This window comes from Paenibacillus sp. FSL R7-0210 (assembly GCF_038009085.1).
Taxonomy (GTDB): Bacteria; Bacillota; Bacilli; order Paenibacillales; family Paenibacillaceae; genus Paenibacillus_AQ; species Paenibacillus_AQ silagei.
Map to the genome: position 1 here is coordinate 4,320,498 of NZ_JBBPAR010000001.1, position 26,940 is coordinate 4,347,437.

At 53.4% G+C, this 26,940-nt stretch carries 20 protein-coding genes; 5 read left to right on the forward strand and 15 right to left on the reverse strand.

Annotation, left to right across the window (positions count from 1 at the left end; all coding sequences use genetic code 11):
- Window positions 1–81 precede the first annotated feature (81 nt).
- From mgrA to MKY64_RS18535, 4 genes are all read right to left on the reverse strand, one after another.
- Complete coding sequence (mgrA, locus tag MKY64_RS18520) at window positions 82–1,080, reverse strand: L-glyceraldehyde 3-phosphate reductase (protein ID WP_340954939.1); 999 nt, start codon at window positions 1,078–1,080, stop codon at window positions 82–84.
- Between the two features lie 98 nt (window positions 1,081–1,178).
- The gene (locus MKY64_RS18525) at window positions 1,179–1,919 is read right to left on the reverse strand and encodes an NAD-dependent protein deacylase (RefSeq protein WP_209878430.1); all 741 of its coding nucleotides are present in this window, start codon (window positions 1,917–1,919) and stop codon (window positions 1,179–1,181) included.
- A gap of 40 nt (window positions 1,920–1,959) precedes the next feature.
- Window positions 1,960–2,730 (reverse strand): HAD family hydrolase, encoded by a 771-nt coding sequence (locus MKY64_RS18530; RefSeq protein ID WP_340954941.1) that lies wholly within the window; start codon window positions 2,728–2,730, stop codon window positions 1,960–1,962.
- A gap of 47 nt (window positions 2,731–2,777) precedes the next feature.
- The gene (locus MKY64_RS18535) at window positions 2,778–3,527 is read right to left on the reverse strand and encodes an alpha/beta hydrolase (RefSeq protein WP_340954943.1); all 750 of its coding nucleotides are present in this window, start codon (window positions 3,525–3,527) and stop codon (window positions 2,778–2,780) included.
- Window positions 3,528–3,740: 213 nt separating this feature from the next.
- On the opposite strand from MKY64_RS18535, the gene MKY64_RS18540 reads away from it, so the two are divergent.
- Both MKY64_RS18540 and ilvD read left to right on the forward strand, forming a co-directional pair.
- Window positions 3,741–4,781, forward strand: a complete 1,041-nt coding sequence (locus MKY64_RS18540) for an acyltransferase family protein (protein ID WP_340954945.1) — start codon at window positions 3,741–3,743, stop codon at window positions 4,779–4,781.
- 259 nt (window positions 4,782–5,040) lie between these two features.
- Window positions 5,041–6,726: a dihydroxy-acid dehydratase gene (ilvD, locus tag MKY64_RS18545; RefSeq protein WP_036722581.1), complete on the forward strand. Its 1,686-nt coding sequence runs from the start codon at window positions 5,041–5,043 to the stop codon at window positions 6,724–6,726.
- Window positions 6,727–6,936: 210 nt separating this feature from the next.
- On the opposite strand, the gene MKY64_RS18550 is transcribed toward ilvD, so the two are convergent.
- Entirely contained in the window at window positions 6,937–8,307 is a 1,371-nt protein-coding gene (locus MKY64_RS18550) for a polysaccharide deacetylase family protein (protein ID WP_036722582.1), read from the reverse strand.
- A 223-nt stretch (window positions 8,308–8,530) separates the two neighbouring features.
- On the opposite strand from MKY64_RS18550, the gene MKY64_RS18555 reads away from it, so the two are divergent.
- Window positions 8,531–9,772, forward strand: coding sequence for an AI-2E family transporter (locus MKY64_RS18555; protein WP_340954947.1), 1,242 nt, complete (start codon window positions 8,531–8,533; stop codon window positions 9,770–9,772).
- Here the strand turns inward: MKY64_RS18555 and MKY64_RS18560 are convergent.
- The 7 genes from MKY64_RS18560 to MKY64_RS18590 form a co-directional block, all read right to left on the reverse strand.
- Window positions 9,721–11,538, reverse strand: a complete 1,818-nt coding sequence (locus tag MKY64_RS18560) for a peptidoglycan D,D-transpeptidase FtsI family protein (RefSeq protein WP_340954949.1) — start codon at window positions 11,536–11,538, stop codon at window positions 9,721–9,723. The two genes, MKY64_RS18555 and MKY64_RS18560, sit on opposite strands and share 52 nt — an antisense overlap.
- Window positions 11,539–12,063: 525 nt before the next feature.
- Window positions 12,064–14,133: a methyl-accepting chemotaxis protein gene (locus MKY64_RS18565; RefSeq protein ID WP_340954951.1), complete on the reverse strand. Its 2,070-nt coding sequence runs from the start codon at window positions 14,131–14,133 to the stop codon at window positions 12,064–12,066.
- 129 nt (window positions 14,134–14,262) lie between these two features.
- Complete coding sequence (locus MKY64_RS18570) at window positions 14,263–15,288, reverse strand: glycoside hydrolase family 130 protein (RefSeq protein WP_340954952.1); 1,026 nt, start codon at window positions 15,286–15,288, stop codon at window positions 14,263–14,265.
- 67 nt (window positions 15,289–15,355) lie between these two features.
- Window positions 15,356–16,189, reverse strand: a complete 834-nt coding sequence (locus MKY64_RS18575; protein WP_340954953.1) for a carbohydrate ABC transporter permease — start codon at window positions 16,187–16,189, stop codon at window positions 15,356–15,358.
- A gap of 4 nt (window positions 16,190–16,193) precedes the next feature.
- Window positions 16,194–17,075 carry a carbohydrate ABC transporter permease gene (locus MKY64_RS18580; RefSeq protein WP_036722590.1) on the reverse strand — a complete coding sequence of 294 codons (882 nt, stop codon included), beginning with the start codon at window positions 17,073–17,075 and terminating at the stop codon, window positions 16,194–16,196.
- 106 nt (window positions 17,076–17,181) lie between these two features.
- Complete coding sequence (locus tag MKY64_RS18585) at window positions 17,182–18,558, reverse strand: ABC transporter substrate-binding protein (RefSeq protein ID WP_340958119.1); 1,377 nt, start codon at window positions 18,556–18,558, stop codon at window positions 17,182–17,184.
- 309 nt (window positions 18,559–18,867) lie between these two features.
- Window positions 18,868–19,632, reverse strand: coding sequence for a response regulator (locus MKY64_RS18590; RefSeq protein ID WP_340954955.1), 765 nt, complete (start codon window positions 19,630–19,632; stop codon window positions 18,868–18,870).
- A gap of 255 nt (window positions 19,633–19,887) precedes the next feature.
- Here MKY64_RS18590 and MKY64_RS18595 point away from each other — a divergent pair, with 255 nt between their 5' ends.
- Both MKY64_RS18595 and MKY64_RS18600 read left to right on the forward strand, forming a co-directional pair.
- Window positions 19,888–21,117, forward strand: coding sequence for an AGE family epimerase/isomerase (locus MKY64_RS18595; protein WP_340954957.1), 1,230 nt, complete (start codon window positions 19,888–19,890; stop codon window positions 21,115–21,117).
- Complete coding sequence (locus MKY64_RS18600) at window positions 21,117–22,292, forward strand: glycoside hydrolase family 130 protein (protein ID WP_340954958.1); 1,176 nt, start codon at window positions 21,117–21,119, stop codon at window positions 22,290–22,292. Before MKY64_RS18595 ends, MKY64_RS18600 begins: the two co-directional genes overlap by 1 nt.
- Window positions 22,293–22,431: 139 nt before the next feature.
- Here the strand turns inward: MKY64_RS18600 and MKY64_RS18605 are convergent, their stop codons facing one another.
- From MKY64_RS18605 to MKY64_RS18615, 3 genes are read right to left on the reverse strand one after another with little or no spacing between them, the layout of a single operon-like run.
- On the reverse strand, window positions 22,432–23,493 hold the full coding sequence (locus MKY64_RS18605) for a LacI family DNA-binding transcriptional regulator (RefSeq protein ID WP_340954960.1): 1,062 nt from the start codon (window positions 23,491–23,493) through the stop codon (window positions 22,432–22,434).
- A 48-nt stretch (window positions 23,494–23,541) separates the two neighbouring features.
- A complete protein-coding gene (locus MKY64_RS18610; RefSeq protein WP_445671705.1) occupies window positions 23,542–24,858 on the reverse strand; it encodes an ABC transporter substrate-binding protein in 1,317 nt (438 codons plus the stop codon).
- Window positions 24,855–26,753 carry a cache domain-containing sensor histidine kinase gene (locus tag MKY64_RS18615; protein WP_340954964.1) on the reverse strand — a complete coding sequence of 633 codons (1,899 nt, stop codon included), beginning with the start codon at window positions 26,751–26,753 and terminating at the stop codon, window positions 24,855–24,857. The genes MKY64_RS18610 and MKY64_RS18615 overlap by 4 nt, the downstream gene beginning before the upstream one ends.
- Window positions 26,754–26,940: the final 187 nt, after the last annotated feature.

The window sequence follows — 26,940 nt, forward strand, 5'->3', positions numbered from 1 at the left end:
CTGAACAGGAAGCGGGCTGCTTGCATTGTTATTTATGGAAGCCGGACCTTATGGCAACTCATAGGCTGAGCGCCTTAAGCTTCACTCCTCTGTCTTAAGGATCGTTTCGATCCGGTCCAGCTCCTCCTGAGTGAAGTCACTGTGGGACAGCGCGGCGATATTCTCTTCGATCTGGCTGACCCGGCTGGCGCCGATCAGCGCCGAGGTGATCCGGCCGCCGCGCAGCGTCCAGAGCAGGGCGAACTGGGCCAGACTCTGGCCGCGCGTTACGGCCATCTGGTTCAGCGCGTGGATTCTGCGCAGCACCTCCGGCGTAATCCGGCTCTCATTCAGCGCTACCGAAGGTCCGGCTGCCTGGGAATCTCCGGGAATGCCGTTCAGATATTTATTCGTCAGCAGACCTTGCGCCAGCGGAGTGAAGGCAATACTGCCCACCCCATGCTCCTCCAGCACATCCTGAAGCCCGCCTTCAATCCAGCGGTCCAGCATGGAATACCTCGGCTGATGAATCAGCAGCGGGGTGCCCAGCTCCTTCAGGATCGCAATAGCCTGCTGCGTCTGCTCCGCTGTATAGTTGGACAAGCCGATGTACAACGCCTTGCCTGAGCGTACAGCATGATCCAGCGCTCCCATCGTTTCTTCCATGGGGGTATCCGGGTCAGGACGGTGGGAATAGAAGATATCCACATAGTCCAGTCCCAGCCGCTTCAGGCTCTGGTCCAGACTGGACAGGATATATTTACGTGAACCCCAGTCCCCGTAAGGGCCGGGCCACATCGTATATCCCGCCTTGGTCGAGATCACCAGCTCGTCACGGTACGGCGCGAGATCCCGGGCCAGCACTTTGCCGAACAGCTCTTCCGCCGATCCTGCCGGAGGCCCGTAGTTATTCGCCAGGTCGAAGTGGGTGATTCCAAGATCAAAGGCACGGGTAATCATCCCGCGGCCATTCTCAAAGGCATCAATGCCGCCGAAATTATGCCACAGGCCCAGTGAGATGGCTGGAAGCTTGAGACCTGACCTGCCGGTGCGGTTGTAACGCATTCCTTCATACCGTTCATCACTAGCCACATATACCATGTTATATCCCTGCCTCTCGTATCTCTTTTGTGAATACCCTTCTTTAAACACACGGCCTCATAAGTAATCTTGTTCTATAAAAAAAGACTGACTGGGCGTTAACCCAGCAGTCCCTGCACTCTACCCAGCACCTCTCCGATCCGCTCTGTTATAATCAGGTCTGCCTGATCGTCATACGGGGTAGGCTCGCCGTTAAGCAATACAGTATGCTGTCCCCTGAAGTAAGTAACCAGGCTTGCGGCAGGATGAACCGTAAGCGAGGTACCGCCGATGATCAGCAGATCCGCCGCTGCAATGGCATCCACGGCTTCAACCAGCACTTCATGATCGAGCGCTTCCTCATAGAGCACCACATCCGGCTTGATGATGCCCCCGCAGTCCTCACAGCGCGGCACAGAGCCTTCCTGCTCCAGCCATTCCTCCAGGCCGTAATAGCGCTGGCACCCCATGCAGTGATTGCGGTGGATAGAGCCGTGCAGCTCCAGAACCCGGCGGCTGCCGGCAATCTGATGGAGGCCGTCGATATTTTGCGTAATGACCGCCTTCAGCCTCCCGCTCTCCTCCAGATCCGCGAGCAGCCGGTGGGCCCCGTTCGGCTTCGCTCCGGGATGAATCATTTTGCTGCGGTAGAAATCAAAAAAAATGTCCGGCGAGGACATAAAAAAGCTGCGGCTGAGCATCACCTCAGGCGGATAGGGGGAGTTGTGCTGTGTCTGATACAGACCGGCTGCCGAACGGAAGTCCGGGATGCCGCTCTCCGTCGATGTTCCGGCACCGCCGAAAAAGACGATATTATTGCTTTTTTGAATCCAGGAAGCCAGTAGCTGTAATTGTTCCATAATCTACACCTGTCCTCTCTGTACCTCATTCGTAATGCATTCAGATTGTTAAGCGGAGCGCCGGATAGCCGGATACCACAATATCCGCATCCAGCAGATGGTCTGTCCTTCCGTCCGGTGAGATCCCGACTGCAAGGCGCAGTCCCGCCCCACGGCCCAGCTGCATATCCGCATTACTGTCACCGATAATCACTGTGTCTTCGGGACGCAGCTCCAGCTCCCGGCAGGCCTTCTCGGCCATCTCCGGTGCAGGCTTGCCGTACTTTACCCTGTCGCGGGTAACCACCGCCCCGAAGTACCCGGAGATGCCAAGCCATTCCAGATGCTCACGGGTAGTGGACAGATTGTCAGAGGTCACAACGCCAAGCTTCAGGGAAGCGGCGGCACACTGCTCCAGGAATGGCAATACTCCCGGCATGGGTACAGCCGTACGGCGGCGGCGAAGCTCATTCATGGCCTCCTTGGAGATGGCATTCACGCGCGTCACCGCCTCATTCCATGGAAGACCTGCTGTATAGAGCTGCCAGGCCAGAATTCCGGTGGATTCCTCAGCCGTTGCCATCGAGAGCGGACCGGCGGGATCATAACCGGTAATTCGTCCGGAAGCATCATGCGTCGTCCCCAGCACCGGGGCCAGATCGGCTCCCGTAACGGGTCTGCTGCCCATTAAAGTCAGCTGGCTGCCCAGCCCCTCAAGCACCAGTTCGGCCCAGCTACCCCAGGTGGCCAGGAGATCAAGCAGCGTGCCGTCCTTATCGAACAGGATGCCGCTTACGGGAACGGAGAGTTCATTGATGTGCAATACAGGCATTCCAGCGCTCCTTCCGCATAAGTTATATTACTTCAGGTATTCGTTGTTCATTTGCTCTGGCGCAGATTCCCCAGCCAGTCCAGCATCGCCCGGACGGTCCGCGTCTGCTGTTCATCTTCGGTAATCGTAGCGGTCCCGTCACCCTTTTGCGCGCCATAGCTGCCGAATTGGGCATGGTTACCGCCGTCAACCGACACATATACGGTATTGCCCGGCAGATAGGAACGCCCTTTGTTATAGCTCTTCTGATCTACGACTTCATCCTGCGTGCCAATCACAGACAAGACGGATAGCGTGGTGTCCTTCAGGCTGCCTTTCTCATCGGGATACGAGGCCAGAAAAAAAACGCCTTCCAGCTGGCCGGCATGATCGGCAGCGAAGCGTGAAGCCATTACGCCGCCGAGCGAATGTCCGCCCAGGACGAAGGACTGCTTCGGATGCACGCGGATAATCTCTTCGGCGGCATCCCCTTTGATTACAGCCAGATTAAGCGGCATTCTGGCAATGTAGAACGGGTGACCGGCAGCGGCAACTTTACGGGCCAGCGGCGCGTATGCTTCTGCCTTGACCAGTGCTCCCGGATAAAAGATTACGGCGGTGCCGAGCACCACTGAGGGCTCGAACGAGATCCAGTTGTCATTCTGCTCTACAGTGACTCCCCCGGCAGAGATCAGAGCGGTTTCAGCCCGTGCCTCCGGCTTATACGGGGTCAGATATCTCCATATAAACACCCCCGCCACCAGTAGAACCAACACCACTCCAATAAGCACACGGCGTCTGATTATATTCTTTTTCATTAGTGTTCACTCCCGATTCCTGCATACTGAAAATTATAAGGGAATCGGTGAATTCAAACAACCTTCAAGACTTCGCCACATCTGGCCCTATCCATTTCCAATGATAGCGCTTACTATTGTGATGTATTTCACAATTTATTGTCCGGAAATCATGTATTTTAAAATTAAAGTATCGAACCCTACGCAAACCCTAATTTCATTGGAGGTTACGTCATGACCGGGGAAAGCCCGCTTAACACGCGCGGAGAGACCTTTTTTCTTAATCTGCGCTTCATGCTTATTGTAACTGTCTTTGTGGCCAATGCGATCGAACCCCTGATTCAAGAAATGAGCGGACTTCACACGCTTTACCAATGGATCTTCAGTTTTCATATGCCGCTGTTTGTGCTGGTAACCGGATACTTCGCCCGTTCAAGCTTACACGGAGCGCCAGGACGCAAAGTCCTGCTGCAGATTGCCTTGCAATATGTTATTTTTCAGAGCCTTTACTCCCTACTTGACGCCTCCCTGTTTCATGTAAATAATATACAGCATTCCTTCTTCGCTCCTTATCTGCTGCTCTGGTTCCTGGCCAGCCACATCTGCTGGCGCCTGCTGATGCTGGGCATGAGCCGCTGGACCCGCAGCGCCCAGCTGGCCTTCGCTGTTACCGCAGGGGTGGCCGTAGGTTATCTGCAACTGGACGGGATCTGGTTCAGCATCAGCCGCACCTTTGTCTATCTACCTTTTTTTGTGATCGGGTACCATTTCTCCTTCGGGGCTTTCGTGAAGCTGTATCAGCGGTATGTCAAAAGCTTCGCCGCCGCCGCTTCGCTCCTGCTGCTCCTTGCTATCGGCCTGCTTGGCAGTAATCTCCCCATAGGCTGGCTATACGGCAGTATGACTTATATGCAGCTTGGCGCCCATGAATGGTACGCGGGTCTGTTCCGGCTCGCGGTCTATGGCCTGCAATTCATCGCTTCTCTGGCATTTCTGGGCCTGGTGCCTTACGGGTTAAGCCGCATGACCGGCCTGGGACGCCGGACCCTCTATGTTTTTCTGCTGCATGGCTTTGTGGTTCGCACGGCGGTGATTTCCGGATTGTATACCTATATCGGCAACCCGGCCGGAGCAGCGCTGCTGCTCGCCGGTGCAGTAGGATGTACAGTGCTGCTCGCCCAGCCTGCGGTCAGACGTCTGCTGAACCCGCTCGTGGAGCCGTCCGTAGAGTGGATGCTCTCCCTGCAGCGTGCCGCCATCCGGCGCTCTCTATAGAATGAAGCTGGCATTCTATATCAATTTGCCGAAGTCTATCCTATACGGAATAGGCTTCTTTCTGTATATTAGCCCAGACTTTACATGCGTGACCCCCCGACAAACTTCACACTGCCCGGTAGAAAAAACAGGATTTTTGTGATAGACTCTCTATTAACGTTCGTAACCAATCACCGCAGGGTACGTATATTTCGGGATTGCAATGCGTTAATGCGGCACTATATTCGCTTTACCAATATTGTTAGGGGGAAAAGTCATCATGGCAAACAAGAAAATGCGATCAGATATGATCAAAAAAGGCTTCGACCGCGCTCCTCACCGCAGCCTTTTGCGGGCAGCAGGCGTTAAAGAAGAGGATTTCGGCAAACCGTTCATCGCGGTCTGCAATTCCTATATCGATATTGTTCCGGGTCATGTGCATCTGCAGGAATTCGGCAAAATCGTGAAGGAAGCCATCCGTGAAGCCGGCGGGGTTCCATTCGAATTCAACACGATCGGCGTTGACGACGGGATTGCCATGGGTCATATCGGTATGCGTTATTCGCTGCCAAGCCGCGAGATCATTGCCGACTCTCTGGAAACGGTAGTATCCGCGCACTGGTTCGACGGTATGGTGTGCATTCCCAACTGTGATAAAATCACCCCGGGCATGATGATGGGCGCACTGCGCGTCAACATCCCGACAATCTTCGTCAGCGGCGGGCCGATGAAGGCCGGCGTAGACAGCAAAGGCAAGAAGCTCTCCCTCACTTCTGTATTTGAAGGCGTTGGCGCGCATCAGGTCGGCAAGATCAACGATGCTGAGCTGCTCGAACTCGAACAATACGGCTGTCCTACCTGCGGATCATGCTCCGGCATGTTCACTGCCAACTCCATGAACTGTCTGGCTGAAGCTATGGGCCTTGCGCTTCCGGGCAACGGCACCATCCTGGCCGTAGCCGAAGAACGCAGAGACTTCGTCCGCAAGTCAGCAACCCAGCTCATGGAGCTGATCAAGCTGGACCTGAAGCCGCGTGATATCGTAACCCAGGAATCGCTGGACAATGCCTTCGCGCTGGATATGGCAATGGGCGGCTCGACCAACACCGTATTGCATACCCTGGCACTTGCTCAGGAAGCCGAAATCGATTATCCGCTGGAACGCATCAACGAAGTAGCCAACCGGGTTCCTTACCTGGCCAAGCTGGCTCCGGCCTCCGATATCTTCATCGAAGATGTGGACCGGGCGGGCGGCGTAAGCGCCGTGCTGAACGAATTACTGAAGAAGCCGGGCGCAATCTTCGGCGATTGCATGACGGTTACCGGCAAGACACTGGCCGAGAATGTAACTGGCCATGAGATCCAGGATACATCTGTTATTCATACCATCGACAACCCCTATTCCCAAGTTGGCGGACTGGCTGTACTCTACGGCAACCTGGCTCCTGAAGGCTCCATCATCAAGGTGGGTGCCGTGGATGCTTCTGTTGGCGGCTATCACAAAGGACCTGCCATCTGCTTCGACTCTCAGGAAGAAGCACTGGAAGGTATCGCGAACGGCAAGGTCAAAGAAGGCCATGTAGTCGTTATCCGTTATGAAGGTCCGAAGGGCGGACCGGGCATGCCGGAAATGCTGGCGCCGACTTCGCAGATCGTCGGTATGGGCCTGGGCGCCAAGGTCGGCCTGATCACGGACGGACGGTTCTCCGGTGCCTCCCGCGGGATCAGCATCGGCCATATCTCGCCGGAAGCGGCTGAGGGCGGACCGATCGCTTTTGTAGAGGATGGCGATATCATTGAGCTGGACCTCAACAACCGCAAGATCGAGCTGCTGGTTGACGAGGAAGTGCTGGCGGTCCGCCGCCAGGGCTGGAAAGAATTCGAGCCGAAGGTGAAGACCGGTTATCTGGCCCGTTACTCCAAGCTGGTTACCAATGCAAGCAAGGGCGGCGTGCTGAAGATCTAATCGTTAGAGCCGCAGCCTTAAGCAAATGTTATGATGATATGAGCAGCACCAACCGCAAATTCGGTTGGTGCTGCTCTTTTTGCTGCAGGAATTGAAGCTTTGAGGAGAAGAATGTTGCATCATGTGCAGGAACTAAAAAACCGCCAGCCCAAAATAGGCCAGCGGAGATTGTAATCAATATAAGTGCGTTAAACTGCGTATGCTTCGTCGTCAATGAACTACCGTTGCTCCGGGAAGCTCAGCTTCAAGCGTTCGTTCCTCTTCGTGTACCCGCTCCACATGCTTGTGCGGAAGCTGACGGTTCATCTGGTCCAGAAGCTGCGATACCGGCATCAGTATCATCTTGGGTACCAGTTGGTCACTGCGTTCCTTAAGTCTTGCGCCGCCTGACGGATGAATCACACTCATGAGAATACTAAGGTAGAACTTGGTGCTGCTGGCGAACAGTCCGCTGGGCAGATCCAGTACGATGAAGCCGAACTTCTCCGGCCCGCGGTTGATCATGCTGACTCCGTAGAGCGCTTTGGCTTCAGCTAGCTCCACATCACCGCAAATCCGCTCGGCCAGCACCGGCAGATCCTTCTCCATCCGGCGGATCAGGCGGATCGCAAGCTGGGCAGTGGAACGGGAATGAACTCCCAGCTCGAATAGCTGCCTGTTATCGAAATGCAGCTCGATCACCTTGTCGCCCTTGCTTAAGGTCTCGCCATTATCCATGTGGACCGTTCTGCCCTGGTACTTGCGCAGCCGGTAATGCAGGAACGGGTCTTCCTGCGAGATTGTCTTGATCTGGAACAGCAGTTGAAAGAGCTTCTCCCAGCCCAGCCATAAACCGACAAGCAGCCGCTTGCCGAAGGACAAATGCGTGATCGGGGAGCGCTGCACCGCCTTGATCATCTCGTCAATTCGGACGCTGTGCAGTCCGCGCCGCTCGGCCTCGGCCAACATCCGCTCCAGCGCAATCAGCATATGCTCCGGTGCATTCGGATCAGCGCCGATCGTCGTACCGCAGTCATGCAGCAGCAGCACCTCCCCCGGGCCGAGCTTCGCAATAAGCTTCTCGGTCAGCTTCTCCGCTCCAAGCTTCTCCTTCCAGTCGCCGAACATCGCCGACCACAGCACAATCTGCACCTGACGGCGTTTGGAGAAGTCGAACAGGTTCACGATTCCCCAAGGAGGACGGTAATACGTGCTGCGCTCGCCGGTAATGGAGAAGATGATCTCGTCCGTCCGGTCAATCTGCTTCCTCACCGTGGCGGGACGCATCAGCCAGTTCGTTTTGTGCACATAATTATGAATTCCGATCAAATGCCCTTCGTCATGCATTCGCTTGATGATCTCGGGGTGCTGCTCCGCGTGCGAGCCAACGACAAAAAAGGTCGCCTTCGCATCGTAGCGTTTAAGCAGATCGAGCAGCAACGGTGTATAATGCGGGTCTGGCCCGTCATCAAAGGTCAGGCCGTAATCTGTACGCCCAATTCCTTTACGGAAGACACGATAACCAAATAAACGGCTGATCATACCGGGAATAAAAGCATAAAAGGTTGAGATATAAAATAGCCAGAGCAGCAAAGTCTGCATGTACAATCACCGCTTTTCCAGAGTTGACTTTGGCTCGCCTTACGTCTGTTAGGAGATAGATGTGATACGGCCAAGTAGAGTGAGTAGAAGCGACAGCTTTAAAAAACATCACCTCCTAGTTTAACACAGCTGCCAAAGAAATAGACGTTTTTTATTAAAATCGTGTACAATGAGTTGAAGTGCAGGTTACAAATTCATCTTCACAAAGGGGTCGTTTAAATCTATGCTGCCGCTGTACAGAAAATATTGGCGCACCTTTTTCGACATTGGGCTGCTTGTTCTAACCGTATATTTAGTGATGCTCGGCTTCAGTAAATTGTACCAGCTGGCTGCGCCGGTGTTCCTGTCCTTTTTTGTATTTCTGCTGATTGAGCCGCTGGCCCGCTTCCTGAACCGCAAGGGAATGGCCAAGCCCTTCGCCTCCGCGATCTCCGTGGTACTCTTCCTGGTCATCCTGCTGGGCGTCCTGTTCGGTGCCGGACTGCTGATTACGACCCAGGCGATTCACCTCCAGAATAATCTGCCCAAATATACATATGTGGTCCAGCAGCATTTCGCAGAGACTACGACCTATCTTCAGCACAAAATCGATTCACTTCCATCCGATGTGACAGATAAGCTGAACGGTTATTTCACAGATGCCACCAATATTCTCTCGAAGTGGATGGTCGCCTTCTTCAAATATATGGTCGGAGTGCTTGGCTCTTTCTCTTCCTTTATGGCTAATTTCGGGATTGCGATCATTCTCGCCTTTTTCCTCAGCATGGAGATTAAGGACTGGCGCCGAATTGCCCACGAGAAGCTGCCGAAAACGTTCAAGACGGCCTACGCCTTCCTGCAGGGAAATGTATTCAAGGCTATCGGTTCTTATATCAAAGCACAGATGATCCTGATCAGCATCACCTTCGTCATTATTCTTGCTGGCCTGCTGATTCTTCGGACGGGCAATGTACTCACCATCGCGCTGGTCTGCGCCGTGGTCGATCTGCTGCCGCTGCTCGGGGTACCTGCGGTGCTGATCCCTTGGATCATCTATCTGTTCATTGTTGGAAATACTTCGCTTGCTATCGGGCTCATCGTTCTGCTGGCTGTAGTAATGGTGGTTAGACAGCTGTTGGAGCCCAAAATCACAGGGAATTCGATCGGTGTCTCCTCTGCCTTCCTGATGCTCTCCTTCGTGATTCTGTCCTCCTCCCTGTTCGGGATAGCAGGACTCATTCTGTCGCCGATTCTGCTGATTCTCCTCAAGGAGCTGCTCCAGCAGGGATATCTCCAGCAGTGGATCTATCTGCCGCAGGAGGAGTTCGTCGTCTCGCCCTTCGCGGCCTCGGGAACCTCTACGGCAGGCGCTCCCGTAAGCAGCAGTCCTGCCGGGAATGCCGAGTCTAATGAGCAGCCTGCCGGTCCAGGCCCTCAGACCCCGGTTGATCCGCCTTCCAGCCCCGACAACAGCTCGAACACCTGACCGAACAGGCGGGTGGCGGCCTGCGGACTGTCTGGAGCCACATTCTCTATCGCCACAGACACCGCATATTTCGGATGGTCAACCGGACCATAGCCGATGAACCATTGATTGTTGCGCGGCGTGCCATGCACCAGCGTCTGGGCCGTGCCTGATTTGCCGGCGAGCGGCCAAGCTGCAGGCTTCAGCATCCGGCCTGTGCCCTCTGTGACTACACTGCGCATCATGCCCAGCAGCACACGGGCAGTGGCCGGAGCGATCCGCCCCTCCGGCGCTGGCGCCAGATGTCCCGGAAGCTCCTTAAGCGTCTGTCCATTGGCAAAAGCAACCCGCTGTAGAATCCGCGGCGCTCTCACCTCACCGCCATGCAGCAGTGTGACGACCAGATTCGCCGCCTGCAGCGGAGTGATTCGCACATCGCGCTGGCCGATCGCCGTCTGGACTCTCGCCCCGCCGTCATCCGGCAGGAGCGTGGTGAAGATGGTTCCCGGCTGCTCTCCGGCCAGCGGCCGGAGCAGCGGCAGACCGAGCGTATTCTCCGCCTGCCACCCGATGCTCCGGCCCAGTCCAAGGGCAAGGGCGGTAGCTTGAAGCTTCAGACCGCTCAGCCGCTCGGCCAGCGTAGCAAATACAGTATTACAGGACACGGCGAACCCTTGCTTAAGCGTAAGGGCGCCGTGTCCTTTGCCGTGGGGACATGACAATCCGTATTTCCCATATGCTCCTGCACAGAAGAAAGGCTCCTCCGGTGTGGTGAGCCCGGCTTCAAGTGCGGCAGCGGCCGTAACAATTTTGAAGATGGAGCCCGGAGCGGCCGCTTGAAGAGCACGGTTGTTCCATTCTCCCCCTTGCGGTGAGACCTGCTGCGGATTGTAGAACGGCAAGGAGACCATCGCTGCGATATCACCGCTCCGGCTGTCCATTACCACAATCGCCCCTTCCTTCACCCCGGCTTCCGCCGCCAGCTGCTCAATGCTCTCCTGAAGCTTCAGATCAATTGTGGTATATAGTGACAGCGGATAATAGGGGTTGCCCGGCGCCTTGACTGTGATCGGGCTTCCCGGAACCCGTTTGCCGCGCGCATCAACCTGGGCAACGGCCTCCGTGTGCCCCACGCCCTGCAGCAGCGGCTCCAGCGTCTTCTCCAGCCCGTCTGTGCCGGTTCTTGGAATTCTCAGTCCTGTAGGGGATTGAGTGACAGCTTCGCCTGAAGCTTCAGACAGATAGCCGAGCCACTGTCGGCCGGATGCAGAACCGTTATATCTGCGGGCAAAAGGCAGCGCCCGGACACCTTCAATCGCAAGCGCCTCCACTTCTCTGGCCTGCGGCAGGGTCAGGGCCAGCGGCCCCGTGCCTTGGCCGGAAGGCCAGAGCAACGGCTCCTTCAGCCCCAGCCGTCTTGCCTGCAGCTGGCTGTAGCTGACGCCAAGAATCTCCGCCAGACGGTGAAGCTGCTGGTCATCGTTATATTCACCTGCACCATGATGCCGTTGAAGCTCTTCCTCCGGCGGGAACAGTGCAGCGGTCCAGACCGTCTCTCCAGCCAGCGCCCTTCCGTGTTTGTCATACAGCCGTCCTCTTCCGCTGTCCAGCACCGTCTCCCGTTCACTTTGCAGCTCTGCCATCTGAGCTACTGTGTAACGGGTACCGCTTACTACACTATCCTTCAGCAGCAGCTGTACCCAGGCCAGCCTGATCATCAGGCCCGCCAGCAGCATACACAGGATCAGGCATCCCCAAAATATGCGTGTATGAATCAGCTTGTGCAAATTGCTATTCCTCCATCCAGTGGACTGAAAAACCTTGGCTACTAGCAGCTCATCAGATTTAAAAGTGTGAGAATCACTTTAACTAATTGCTTGCTGAGGGTTAGCAGCGCCCCGATTAGGTTCCAAGGGGGAGGCTTAATTGCAATCTGTACAACTAAATCGCCGGATATGCCGCCGAATCTCTGTTTAGTTGTATTTCGTGCAATTAAAATGCCTCTATACCTGGATTTTCGCCCATTCGGGCAAATTTAGTTGTATGGAATACAGTTAGGAGAGGCAGGCCTTCCTTTTAACTGTTTTTAGTTGCACCGAATACACTTATCTCTCATGGTTCGTTACAAACTGAATATTTAGTTTAATCCATGGGGTTCTTTACTTGCTAAAGGTGGCTTCCTTCCAGAATATGAGCTCCCTCGTTCGTTACACCGAGTCCTCCATTTTAAATCTGATGCTGTACTAGTATACCCAGCTCTAAAAGCAAAATAACCGCTTCCCATAAAGGAAAGCGGTCTGAAGAAGTTAGGCTCATACATTGAACTTGGATAATCGCTCCCGCAGTCTGGAGGAGGCATTCTCCAGCTTACTGGAGAGGGTAACCAGATATTCGCTTACATTCTCCTGTTCTCCGGTAAGGGAGGCTACCTCTTCAGAGGCGGCCGAGGATTCTTCGGCGAATGAGCTGACATTACCTATCGTCTCTGACAGGACCTGCTGCGAGTGGTTCAGGCCGTCAATCGAAGTAGATACCGAATCCAGCCTGGTAATCAGCTGATGCATCTGCCCCTGTACACTAATGAAGATCTCACTGGTGTTCTGAACATAGTCCATCTGCTCCCCGAACAGCGGCGCAACCTCGGACAAGGCGTCTACCGTCTCATGCATATCCCGCATGATCCGGTCCGTGATCTCGCCCACCACGGCAATCGAACGCTTGGACTGCTCCGCCAGCTGGCGGATTTCATCGGCGACAACCGTGAAGCCTTTGCCCGCTTCGCCTGCCCGCGCCGCTTCAATAGTGGCGTTCAGCGACAGGATATTGGTCTGTTGGGTGATGCTCTGCATGACCTCCAGCACCTGAATGACCGATGAGGCGGTATCCTTAAGCTCATTCACCTTAAGGACCAGCTTGCCTGTCCTGTCGCCAGTCTCTTGCGTTCTGCCCAGCAGCTCCTGCAGCTTGACTACCCCTTCCGCACTGGCTTGCTCCACGCTATGCGCAGTTCCGCCAATCTCATGGGCTACTGCAATGACAGCTTCCATCTTCTCCGAGATCTGAGCCGTCATCTCATTACCCCGGTCCGCCTCCAGTGAGAGGCTGCCGGCACCGCCGGCAATCTCTTCCGTGGCTGCGGCAATATCCTTCGCTGCCACCGCTGTGTCCCGCGAGGCATTGCCAAGGGCTTCCGCTGCTTCCGTAACCTCACGCGCGGTCTCATTGGTGTGGACGACCAGCTCTGTAATCTGCTCCATCATCAGGTTGAAGGAGCCGGACAGCTGGCCTATCTCATCACGGGTGACGACATCGGTGCGTACGCGCAGATCCCCATCTGCCCCCTTGACCATCAGATCCCGCAGACGTGAGAGCGGACGTGAGACCATCCGTACCATCCAGAGTCCTATCAGTACGGCAACGGCAGCAGCGGCGGCCACCGCTATGTAGGTTGTGTTAAGGATCCGTCCCGCATCCTTGGTCAGATTGCCGGAAGGCACCACACCGAGCAGTCTCCAGCCGGAGGTATGCAGCGTACCGTAGACCGCAAGAATGGATTTGCCCTTCTCATCCTTGGTCGGCAGGGAGCCGGAGGTGTCGCTTAATCCCTTGAACAGGGTTCCCCCCAGGCGCAGATAGGTGTCCGTCTCCTCTTGCTGGGAAGAGGCAATAAGCTCATCTGTGGCAGTCAGCAACTGGATATAGGAACCCTGACCCAGATCAACCATTTTCAGCTGGCTGTCAAGCTCTGTACTCTTAATATCGCAGACCGCCAGATAACCGGTGTGACCCGCTTCCGCCGCCACAGACTTAGCGAAACGCACCACTCCTTCAGCCTCTCCCTGCTTCAACGCTTCGGTAATCCACCGGCTCTGCGGCTTCTCCTGCAGCTGCTTGTACCATGCTGCATCACGGATAGCCGCTAGGAAATCATTATCCACTTCACCAGCTCCGGCTGCGGGCAACGCTTCATCCAGCGGAACCAGATACACTGCCTGCACGCCGGGTACAGCCGAGAGCCATTGATCGAGCTCCCCGTTAATCGTCGTGGACAGCTCTGTACGCTTCGCAGAATCTGCGGCAGCAGGGCCTGCCAGTGCGACCGCCTGCTGAATATCCTCATTGTAGAACAGCTGACCCAGATTATCTTCATAGCGCAGCAGGACGACATCCAGCTTCTCAGCCGTCTGCTCCACAGTCTGCTGATTAGCAGACAATGCATTGTTCTCAATCATATGTCTGGCCACAGCGTAAGAAATATAACCCAGAGACAGCACAATTCCCATGGTCGCGATGAAAAAAACCAGAAAGAGCCGCATCCCCAGCGACTTGGAGGGATGCAGCCGAGAAAGAATAGAGGTACTCCGAACTGTTGACCTGCTCAAAAAACCACCGCCAGATTCTATGTATTCTTGGTATTCATGACCCTATTCATGATATACCATCAGCTCCTTGGTGGCTGTGATTTTGTTGTATGCAGCAAATTACGTCAATGGCGGGCAGAGGATTCCGGCTTACATTCTGCCAGGACCGGCATCATCGCCAACCTCTTCATGAGTCTCGATAACGTAATTGACGATTTCCTGGACAGTGGTGTAGGCAACGCCGACATAGGTGTCCGCAGCCCCGTAATAGATGGCAATCCGGCCGGTATCCGCATCGCTGAGCGCAGCACAAGGGAAGAGTACATTGTTGACGAAGCCTCGTTCCTCATACCATTCTTCCGGGGTCAGCACGAAGTTCCGGGAGCGGTATTTCACTCTCGAAGGCTCATCTGCATCCAGAATCACAGCGCCCATGCTGTAGACGAGACCGTTGCAGGTCCCGGTAACCCCGTGATAGAACATCAGCCAGCCTTCCGAGGTCTCAATGGGCGCAGGTCCGCCGCCGATCTTGGTGCTCTGCCACCAGCCTTGTCCGCCCTTGGTCATAACATGCCGGTGCTTGCCCCAATACACGAAGTCCGGGCTCTCACTGAGGAAGACATCGCCGAACGGCGTATGTCCGCTGTCGCTTGGACGGGAGAGCATGACGAAATTGCCGCCTATTTTCTTCGGGAACAGTACACCGTTACGGTTGAACGGCAGGAACGGATTCTCCAGACTGACGAAGTGCTTGAAGTCCTGTGTCTTGGCAACGCCGATCGCTGCCCCGTAGAAATCCGTGCACCAGATGATGTAATACGTATCCTCCACCTTCACCAGACGGGGATCATATGCGTAACGCGGCATATACGGATGGCCTGCCTCGTCCTTGAATTGGATCGGCTGCTCATCAATAATCCAGTCCAAGCCGTCCGCGCTGCGGCCCATCCGCAGATGGGGGCGGGTCGTGTGATCCTCCACACGGAAGACTCCCAGGAAGCTGCCCTCGTAAGCGATCACCGCGCTGTTGAAAATACGGGCGACCCCCTTCGCCGGATTGCGCTTGATCACCGGATTATCGCTATGTCTCCAGACCGGATTGTCATTCCCGGCAGGTCTGTCCTGCCAAGGCATATTCGGCAGACTTTGGCTGGCCGTCAGTTTAACTTCTCTCATAATAGAATCCCTCCAATGATAGTTGCAGCAGCCGCTGCGGTGGTGTGTTGCTCCCCGGCTTGCCGCTTTATTTGACCGACCCTTGGGCGAAGCCGTTATAAATGTATCTTTGCAGCGCTACGAACGCGATCAGCGTCGGAATGATGGCGATCATAATCGCGGCGCAGATAACCTCCCACTGGGAGCCGTAGGGTCCTTTGAATTTGAACAGTGCGGTAGAAACGACCTGCAGGCTGCTTTTTGGCATATACAGGAACGGGGTATAGAAGTCATTGTAGATATTAACACCCTTCACGATGATCACCGTCACAATGGCCGGACTCAGCAGCGGAAGAATGATTCTCCAGTAGATCGTCCAGTAGGAGGCACCATCCAGCATTGCGGATTCATCCAGCGATTCAGAGATCGAGTCCAGGAACTGCATGAAGATATAGACAGCGATAATATCGGTCCCCAGATACATCAGAATCGGCGCCCAGCGGGTATTGAACAAATCCAGAGCATTGATAATCTGAAAAGTTGCTACTTGTGTAGTTACTCCGGGAATCAGCGTAGCCAGCAGAAAAGCCCCCATCAGCGCCTTACTGCCTCTGAATTTGAAGCGGGCCAGAATATAAGCCATCATCGAGCCGGTAAGCGTAGCGCCCGCAATGGAAATAAGGACGATAATGATCGTGTTCATGAAGCCGAGCAGCATGTTCCCGTCTACGAAGGCTTTGGTGTAATTGGTGAAATTCAGCCAGTTCTCGGGCAGGGTCAGCGGACCGGTTGAAGCGTATTCGGCATTGGTCTTTAAGGAGGCGAAGAAAACAACGACAATCGGGATCAGCGCCATCAGCGCACCCAGCACCAGGGAGAGATATTTGAAGAAGGCCGCCACGTTATATTTGAAGGTGTGCATCGCTCTATTTCTCCTCCTTGATCAGAATGCGCTGCAAGATCGTGACAAGCACCACAATACCAAGCAGTACCACAGCCATTGCAGAAGCCAGCCCCAGCTTGCTGTATTTGAAGGCCACATCGACGGTCTGGATGACAAAAGTGCCGCTGCCGTTGGAGCCGCCGGTCATCACGTACGGAATCTCAAACACACCGATCGCCCCGCTGACCGCGAGGATCAGATTGAGCTGCAGGATGCGCTTGATGCTTGGGATGATAATATGCCGGAACTGATGCCAGCGGTTAGCGCCGTCTATCTCCGAGGCTTCATAGATATCGCTGCCGATCGAGGAAATTGCGCCAAGGAAGATAATAAAGTTCATCCCCATATACCTCCATACCGAGGCAAAAGCGAGAGAGATGTTAATGAGCTGCGGATTCAGCAGCCATTTCTGTTGCAGCGCCCCGAGTCCAAGCAGATCAAGAATGGTATTAAGAGTGCCTTCCGGCTTGAAGAAGAACAGGAAGATGAACCCGATCGCCACACCGTTCAGCAAGGTCGGAAAGAACAGAATCCCCTTGAACCAGTTCTTCATCCGGACATTGAAGCTCAGAATCGTGGCAAAATAAAGCGCCAGCCCCATCTGGACAAAGGTGGCAAAAAAGTAATACAAGCTGACCTTGAATACGGCGAAGTACTCCGGCTTGGTAAAGATCGTCTTGTAGTTGTCAAAGCCGATATACTCCATATTTTTGCTTAGCCCGTTCCAGCTGGTGAAGCTGTACTGAAACATTTTAAACACAGGTAAATAGGAGAACGTCAGCAGCAGAACTACGGGTACTAGCGAAAATAAAAAGATGATCAAAATCCGTTGATTTTTATAGCTCATGTTAGACAATTTGGGCACTCTCCACACCTCCAGAAAACTTACTGCTCTTAAGTCCGCTTCCATCCCTGCAAAAGTGAAGGGGACTATGCCGTTACGGCATCTCCCCTTTCTTTTGTTCTTTAATTTACTTGGCAGTCACAATTTTGGCTCTGGCTGCTTTCCATTTATCATTCAGTTCTTTCATAATGTCATCATAGGATTGCTTGCGGTTGCCAATCGCCGCCTCGATAATTACTTTCTTGAAGTCAGGCTGCCAGAGACCGATTTCAGCTTCTTTATCAATGGCATCCACCCAGCCCTCTTCACCGGCTTTGGCTGGAGCAAGCGTGTCAAAGGTAATGTCAGTGCCTGCAAATTGCTTGAGAATTTCAGGCAATTCGGCTCCTTTTACCGGACTCATGCCCCCGCCTTCCACTGTCGGATAACCGGATTCATTGATGAACCAGTCTACCCAGGCTCTGGCGGCCTCTTTGTTTTTACTGTGAATGCTAACCCCCAGATTATAGTCGTCAGACAGAGGCACCAGGATCTTGTCGGCGTTGGTAGGGAATGGCATGAAGCCTATATCATCCGGGCTGGCAGCGAGCCCTTTGATCTGACCGATCGCCCAGGAGCCAAGCATCATGGTACCGATTTTACCGTTCGCCAGATCTGCCTTGGAGGATTCCCAGTCTGTTGTAGTAGGGTCCTCTTCAATCAGACCGTCTTTGGCCGCATCGTACATTACCTTGTACAGCTCGTAGTGCGGCTGGCCTGGAACGAAGTTATCGTCGGAGGCCACCTGGCCGATGTTGACATATTCACGGTCTCCGGCAACGGTAGCCAGATCCGCTTCCCACTGGGTCAGCGTCCAGCCCGCAGCATAGTTCGTGTAGAGAGGGACGGCATCCGTCTTCTCCTTGATGCTCTTCAGTGCGGCGGAGAACTGGTCAAAGGTTCTTGGAACCTCGGTCACTCCGGCATCCTTGAAGACCTGCTTGTTGTAGATCACGCCGGAGAAATTAACCGTAATCGGAATGCCGTAGGAAATCCCGTCTACTGTCCGCTCTTCCAGGCCTGTATATTGCTGCTCCAGGTCAGACTTTTTACCCAGCGGCTCGAAGAAGTCCGGCAGATCCTTAATCGCTACGCTGGTTGGCAGCAGCAGAACATCCCCGTAATCACTGGTGCTCATGCGGATTTTGATCTGATCCTCATAGTTGGATAAGGCTTCGAAATTCACTTTGATATTCGGATATTTCTCATTGAACTTGGCGGCGTAGTCTTTGAACACGGTATCCACGATATCCGTCCGCTGCGTAATCACCGTAATATCACCCTTGAGATCCTTGGCGGCATCTCCCTCTGGAGCGGCTGTTGACTCCGCAGTGGTACCTGTGTTGCCGCCTGCATTGGTTGCTGCCGCATTAGTGGCGTTATTGTTGTCAGATGCACAGCCGGAGAACAGCCCGGCCATCAGTGTCAGCGCTGCCAACCCGGTAACTGCTTTGGTTTTTTTCATCATATTTCTGACCCCTCTCTTCATTTAGAACGAAATAGGTTAATAACAAAACAATAACAATATGATCCGTTATTCCAATAAACAGAACTTAAATCATCCTGTCTTCACCTTGGATTCGTTTTTGTTATCGCTTACATTGCAATTATAGACCGTATAACCCCTCAAAACGATGGTTTCAATTGCTTTTTCTAGTCTTCAATTTGTTATTTTTGTTATATAAAAAATACAATAAAGAAAAACACTGCTCAATCACCTCTGGGGAGGTGAAGGGCAGTGCAAATGTGTTCGTATCATTCTAAGAGACGCATATCATGATCTGTACCGGCCTTTATACTCCTTGGGCGTCATGCCGCACATCTTTTTGAACAGCTTATTGAAATAGACCGGATCACTGTAGCCGACTTTGTCAGCAATCTCATAATTCTTCAGGTCCGGATGATGGAGCAGCATCTTCTTGGCCTCCACAATGCGGATGCCGATCAGGTAGTCCGTAATGGTCTGCCCTGTCTTATGCCTGAACAGCCTGCTGATATAACTCGCATTCATTCCCACGGCCTCAGCCAGCCGCTCAAGCTCGAAATTAAGCCCGTATTCCAGTTGAAGAATACTCTTCATCTGCTCTACCACATAATGCTCCCCGCCTTCAGAAGGCTGATGCAGCACTTCATCCGGGAGAGCAGCCGCAGGCGTCTGCTTAGTCGCTTCTACGCTTTTGAGCAGATCATATAATTGGGCCTTATCAATGGGCTTCAGCAGATAATCAAGCACACCGAAGCGCATCGCCTTACGGGCGTAGTCGAATTCACTGAAGCCGCTCAGTACAGCTATTGGCAACTGCTTGAGATGCGCTCTCGCCTCTTCAATCAGCTTGAATCCATCCATTCTTGGCATCTTGATATCTGTAATAAGAAGATCGATCTCTTCCAGGCTTAGCTCCTGCAGATGGTTCCAGGCCTCAAGCCCGTTGCCGTATGAGCCGATTACCCTGACTTCCACATCCATTCTGGAAGCAATCTTCTCAAGCCCGCGGCGAATCACTTCCTCATCATCCGCAATCATGATCCGGATTACCACCTTATCGCCCCCGTCATTTGATCCGCTATGATAGCGTTATCAATAATTATAAACTTTACAGATCCAATAGAAAATGTGTCCATATCCACTTTTATAGTCTTCAATTTACTTCATCCATTTCCCGCTTGAATTCCAGCCCGAAAAGGGTTATAACATGGTTATATATAGTTATTATTATACACTAACATAATAATAACAATTATAAAAAGACAACTCCCATACCAGCAAGCAATATTAAGGAGTGAACAGAACAGGATGAACAATGCAACCGAAGTGTGGCGCACCCGGCTGGAAGCTGAGCTGTTAGACAACATTCTCGGCTTCTGGATGAAGCAGACCATCGACGAAACTCATGGCGGCTTTATCGGTGAGATGAACAACCAGCTGCAGGTGATACCCGGTGCAGACAAAAGCCTTGTACTGAATGCACGGATTCTCTGGACATTTGCAAGTGCTTACAGAATCTATGGAACGGCAGAATATTTGACTATGGCGGAACGCGCCTATGATTATCTCATTCAGTATTTCACAGATCCCGAATTTGGCGGATTCTTCTGGATGGTGGATGAACACGGCGCTGCTTCCCAGCCTAAGAAGCAAATCTACGGACTCGCTTTTGTCATCTATGCCTTGGCTGAGTACCATCATGCCACCGGCCGGAAAGACGTCCTGCGCCAAGCAACCCAATTGTTCCATTTGATTGAGAAGTACGGTTATGACCCTCTTCACACAGGGTATATCGAAGCCTTGTCACGGGAGTGGGAGATGACCGATTCCCTAAGCCTCAGCGCGAAGGATATGAATGAGAAGAAATCCATGAATACGCATCTGCATGTACTGGAAGGGTACACCGGCTTGTACCGGGTGTGGAAGTCAGAGCTTCTTCGTAACAAGCTAACTGAGCTGATCGAAACCATGCTGGAGCATATTCTGGATTCGGACGGCAAGCACTTCCATCTGTTCATGGATGAAGAGTGGCGGGTGAAGTCAGAGCTTATCTCCTTCGGCCATGACATAGAAGGAAGCTGGCTGCTCTATGAAGCTGCGGAGACCCTTGGGGACGAGGAACTGCTTGGGCGTGTACGTAAGGCATCCCTGTCGATGGCCGAAGCTGCGCTGGCAGAGGGGATTGAAGTGGATGGCGGAATCTGGAATGAGGCCGATCGTAGCGGCTTCATCGATAAAGCCCATGAGTCCAGAGACTGGTGGCCGCAGGCTGAAGCCATGGTCGGATTCTACAATGCGTATCAGTTAACCGGAGATTCGCGGTTCCTGGAAGCCGCTGAGAACTCATGGAGCTTCACAGAGAAATATATTATTGATCATAAGCTGGGCGAGTGGCACTGGGGTGTAGATGAATCCCTGCAGCCGCTGGCTCATACTCCCAAGGTGAGCGCCTGGAAATGTCCCTATCATAACAGCCGGGCCTGCTTCGAGATGATTAGACGGCTTGGCGAACCATTACATGTAGAGGAGATTATTTAATGAGCACAATCTTTGAACAACGGAAGCAGGCGTTGACGCAGCGCTATGAAGCTCTCATCGGCCGCACCAATGAGAAGCTGCCTTACGGCAACGGTATTTATGACCGCTACAAGTATCCCCTGCTCACTGCGGAGCACGCCCCCCTGATCTGGCGTTACGACTTCAATGAAGAGAGTAACCCTTATTTCGCAGAGAGAATCGGAGTGAACGGCGTATTCAATCCCGGCGCCATTGAGCTGAACGGCAAATTCTACATCATTGCCCGTGTGGAAGGCCATGACCGCAAATCCTTCTTCGCTGTTGCCGAGAGCAGCAGCGGGGTGGACGGCTTCCGCTTCTGGGATCACCCGGTAGTGCTTCCCGAGACCGCAGACCCGGATATTAACGTCTACGATATGCGCCTTGTGCAGCATGAAGACGGCTGGATCTACGGCCTGTTCTGCAGCGAACGCAAGGACCCGGACGCTCCCCCTGGTGATTTGTCCAGCGCAGTTGCCCAGTGCGGCATTGCCCGCACCAAGGATCTCAAGACCTGGGAGCGTCTCGCCGATCTTAAGACCGGCTCCGCCCAGCAGCGCAACGTGGTCCTGCATCCAGAGTTCGTTGACGGCAAGTATGCCTTCTACACACGCCCGCAGGACGGGTTCATCGACGCCGGTTCCGGCGGCGGCATCGGCTGGGGCTTATCGGAGCAGATTGAGAACGCTGTTATCACCCGTGAGACGATTATAGACCAGCGCTTCTACCATACCATCAAAGAAGTGAAGAACGGTCAAGGCCCGGCCCCGGTCAGAACCCCTCTCGGCTGGCTGCACATCGCCCATGGTGTCCGGGGCACCGCTGCCGGACTGCGCTATGTGCTGTATGCCTTCTTGTCTGATCTTGCAGAGCCTAACCGCGTAACTCATGCCCCAGGCGGGCATTTCATTGCTCCGGACGGCGAAGAACGCGTCGGTGACGTATCTAACGTTGTCTTCTGCAACGGTATAATCGCCCGTGATAACGGCGAGGTCTTCATCTATTACGCTTCCTCCGATACCCGCATCCATGTAGCCACCACTACCATAGATCAACTGCTGGATTATGTCGTGAATACTCCTGAAGATCCGCTTCGTTCCTATGCTTGCGTACAGCAGCGTATCGCTTTGATCGAACGGAACCTGCAATTGAAATAACGCAAACAAGCGGAAACGGTACCGTCCTTTTAGAGGACGGTACCGTTTTAGCGAGAAATAGAAGGATAAGTTATCGTGTGCAACATATAAATTCTTATATTTAAGCTAAAGCTCCACTTTGTGGGGTTATTTTGCTGCTTCAAGCCCGGGGATTTCCCACAGAGTCGCGATGGACGATATCTGCGGAGATCAGAATTTTCTCCAGCGGTACAGCGGGATTCTGGATACGGTTCAGCAGCTTCTCTACAGCTGCCCGGCCCATAGCCTCCTTAGGAACATGCACGGTTGTAAGCGGAGTAACCCCCCGCAGGGAATCCTCGATATTGTCAAAGCCTGTGACCGAAATATCAGCGGGAATAGCAAGCCCGGCTTCCCGCAACACTTCGCTAACAGCAAGAGCGGTGAAGTCGTTCGCGCATACGAGCGCTGTAGGCAAGGTATCCGACTCTTGTCGTGCGGCGACCCAGCGTCTGAATTCTTCACGGAGCGCTTCGTCATACATCCCTTCCAGCAGCAGCTCATCATCGATAGCCGGGGTCTTCAGCTGACTCTCCTCCAGCGCGCTGCGGAACCCGATCCAGCGGTCACGGAAGCTGCGGGAGTAACGGATACTGCCGACAAAGTGAAATAACGTATGTCCGGTGCCAATCAGATGATTGACGAGCCGGGTCATCGAATCGATGTTATTCGCAAATACCGTATCACACGGAATTAAAGCATCCTCATGGTCGATCATGACCAGCGGAAGCCCGATCCGATGCACTTCTAGCAGCAGTGAGGTGGAGATCTGCCCAACTCCGATCAGACCGAGCAGGCCGTCCGGATTAAGGACATTTACGAAATTATCGGCCCGGTGCTCTGAGATGATCACCATGCCCAGCCCCTCCTGATCCAACGCCAGCGCAATGCCATCTACAATTTTCCCCCAATATAGTGAATCCTGGGTCTGAGAGCGGATATTGGGCATCAGCACCAGCACGGACTGCTTATTGCGGTCTTGCTCTCCAGACAGAGAACGGCGCTTGGGACTTTGCACATAGGCGTTTTTTTGGGTGAAATATCCAAGCTGAGAGGCGGCTTGAATCACCCGCTCACGGGTGGTCTCATTGACCCCCTCCTTGCCGGAGAGCGATTTGGATACGACGAACTTGGAGACCCCAAGATGATCGGCTATTTTTTGCATCGTTACTTTTTTGGCCACAACACTACCTCCAGAATTTGATCTTGCTTACTGCGCAGCCCCCGGCGGTTACGGGACAGACTGCTGACTCATGCGCGCTTCCTTCCATTTCGCATTCAACTGGTCAAAGGACTTCTGCAGATCCGGTGCCGCGAGCACATCCTGAATATAATCGCCCGACCAGAAGCTCAGCTTCGTCCGGTTCGCCAGATCAATGAAAGCATCCGTCTGCACCGTAGCCTCAACCAGCTTTGGGTGATAGGAGAGGAACTCGCTGTATTGCTGTAAAGCGGGTTCGTCCGAACCCTTCGCCGGAAGAAATCCCCAATCTCTCGAATACGACGTTTCTGTAATGAAATACTCCAGCCAAGCCATCGCAAGCTCTTTATTGCGGCTGTACCTGCTAACCCCCATGAACCAGTCGGGATTCAGCGCAGCATAGTGGACCTGGTGATTATCATAGGGAAAAGGAAAGAAGCCGATATCCTCCGGTGAAGCACCTGCATCCATAATCTGCCGGATGGTCCAGTTCCCCTGGAGATACATGCCCGCTTCTCCTCTGGCCAGCCTGGCTTTGGAGATCTCCCAGCTGTTGGAGAATAGCTGTTCCTCGACATAGCCCTTGGCCAGCATCGTCCTGGCAATTCCCAGAGCCTGCCCCCATTCGTTACCGATCTGCCAAGGTCTGTCCTCATGGACCATATCATTCAAATAATCAGGGTTACCCGTCATATAATTAACCAGGTTATTGCCCCACTCCCGCAGCGGCCAGACTGCCCCGTAATTCATATACAGCGGGATAATGCCCGCCTGCTTCAGCTTGGCACAGGCCGCGTAGAACTCATCCAGCGTCTGCGGTACCTGCTCAATTCCCGCCTGCTCAAAAGCCTTTTTGTTGTAGACGATTCCGCTCGTAGTCGTACCTGTAGACAGACCGTATCGCTTGCCGCCAAAGGTTGCAAAGGTCGTGAATCGCTCCTGCGCCGCCAGCTCCCCGCTCAAAGGCTCGAAGAAAAGCTCCAGCTCCTTCGCAGGCAGATTGACCGGCAGCAACAGCACATCCCCTGTATCCTTGGTGGACAAGCGGACCAGGATATCCGTGGCATAGTTAGACAGCCCCTCGAATTCCACATGCGCCTCAGGATACCGCTTCCTGAAATCATCCGCGTAGTCCCTGAAGGTCCCATTCTCAATCAGGTCAATCCGGTTCGTCAGCATCACAATGGTCCCGGACAGCCCGGAAGCCGCTTCCTCTCCGGCAGAAGCCGCCGGGACCGATGCCGGCCCTCTACTGCTCCAGCTGCTACAGCCGCTTGCCAGCAGGAGCAGCATTAGCAGCAGTACAGTATACACCGGAAAGCATACAATCCTCCATCTCAAGCTCATTCCTCCTTAAAAGGATCTTCCCTTCCATTCCCGGCGGCAAGCCCCGGCAGCGGTAATGACAAGATTACATCCGTCCCCTCGCCCGGCTTGCTGAACACCTCAATCCCATAGGCCGGACCGTAATGAAGCTGAAGGCGCTGGTGTACATTGGCCATGCCAATCCCTCCATTAATGCTCTTCTTCGGGGGGAGCTCGTGCCGGAGCCGCTCTCTTAACTTATCTAGTGTAACCTGATCCATTCCGCAGCCGTTATCATGGATATGGAACAGAAGCTTCTGCTCTGTATACTCACACTTGATGCTCAGCTGCATCCGGGACTTGGTATCATCCAGCCCGTGATAAGCAGCATTCTCAATAATCGGCTGAAACACCAGCTTAATCATGGAATAGCTGTCAAGCGCCTCTGGAACATCAATCGTCAGCTCAAATCTGCCAGGATACCGGCTGCCCAGCAGCTCCACGTAGTTACGCACATACAGCAGCTCCTGTTTCATCGTCGCCCAGCCGCTCAAGTCACTGGTGCTGTAGCGCAGAAGCTTCCCCAGAATGGAGATCATGTCAGCGGCTTCCACATCATCATTAATCTCTGCGGTCATCCGGATGGTTTCAAGCGTGTTATAGATAAAATGCGGATTGATCTGGCTCTGAAGCGCCTGCAGCTCCGCCTCCTTCTTCTGCTCCTCAATCTGATAAATATCCTGAATCAATTGACGAATACGGGCCAGCATCCGGTTGAATTGATGCCCCAGGAGACCAATCTCGTCACGGCGTTTAATGCGGAAGGTCACATCAAGGTCACCGTTCTGTACCTTTTTCATAAGCTGGATCATCTGGGTTAGCGGCTTGGTCAGGGCAAACGACAGAATGAGCGAAATGATCAGGGCCAGCACAATGATGATTAGAGTAGCGCCTATTGTTGCATTGCGGGTCAGCTTCACTCCACGGGTCAATTCGTCCACCGGTATGGAAATAATCACCTTCCAATTCGTCTTGGTTGAGCTTGAATAAATATTAAGCCGGTCCTTGCCGGATACGGTGTCATAAAAGCTCCCGGAGCTCCCTTCCGCAGCACGGAATAAGGAGGACCGGGAAATATCCGCAGTCAGCAGCTTCTGCTCACTGTCATAGATGACTTTGCCCGCTTGATCCACAAGGATAGATTTCCCCCGGGTCACCTTGTCCAGCTCCGCCACCTGATTCTCCAGATTACTGAAGTTAGCCTCCACTGCGATCAGGCCGGCTGGCTTCCATAGCCCGTCCAGAATGGGACGCACCACCGTAAAAGCATATCGGGTACTCTGCAAATTGCTTGTATATGCCTGTGTTCCCAACAGGGTCGCTTCTCCGCCGGAGCCCTTTACCTGCTCGCTCCAGAACCTGTAGCTCTGCTGCAGATCCAGCCGAACTCCCCCATCCTTGGCAGAATAATAACCATTCCCGTAGGCATCAAAAATATAGACCGAATTGGTTCCCCGCTTAATATTGTTAATAAATGATATATTCTCTTCGATGCCGCGCTGAATGGACAGCAGGAGATCCAAATCACCGGGAGCCACCTGAGCCGTGTCCTGCTTGCCTTCCATCATCTGCTTTTGCTCATAATAGCGGTTCGAGCGGATCAGGTTCTGCTTAATCTCATTGACGTAAGCGGGCATGGAAGAAATCCGTTTCATATCTTCTATGTAATCATCAATGGAATCCATCATCTGATCAATCAGCTTCTCGGAATAGGCGATCGTGTTCGCCTGGATGGATTCGGAATAGCTCTTGAAGCTGATCACACTGATGAAGGACAGCGGGAGCGTAATAATGACCAGAAATACCAGGAACAGCTTGCGCTCCATGGACATGTCCTCGATATAAGACCACCAGTTGTGATTGCGTGCTGCTCTCATTCGGCCTTCTCCCAGGTTCAAATTACATAACTAATCCAGCAAACAACAATAACAAAACCCTAACAAAACCATTATACGCATTCGCTTAAGGATGTACAAGGACCTATAACCCTGCAAGGCCAACTATGCCAAAACCCCAAAACATATAAATTCTTATCTGTTGAAAAGGGCGTCACGCAGCCAAATA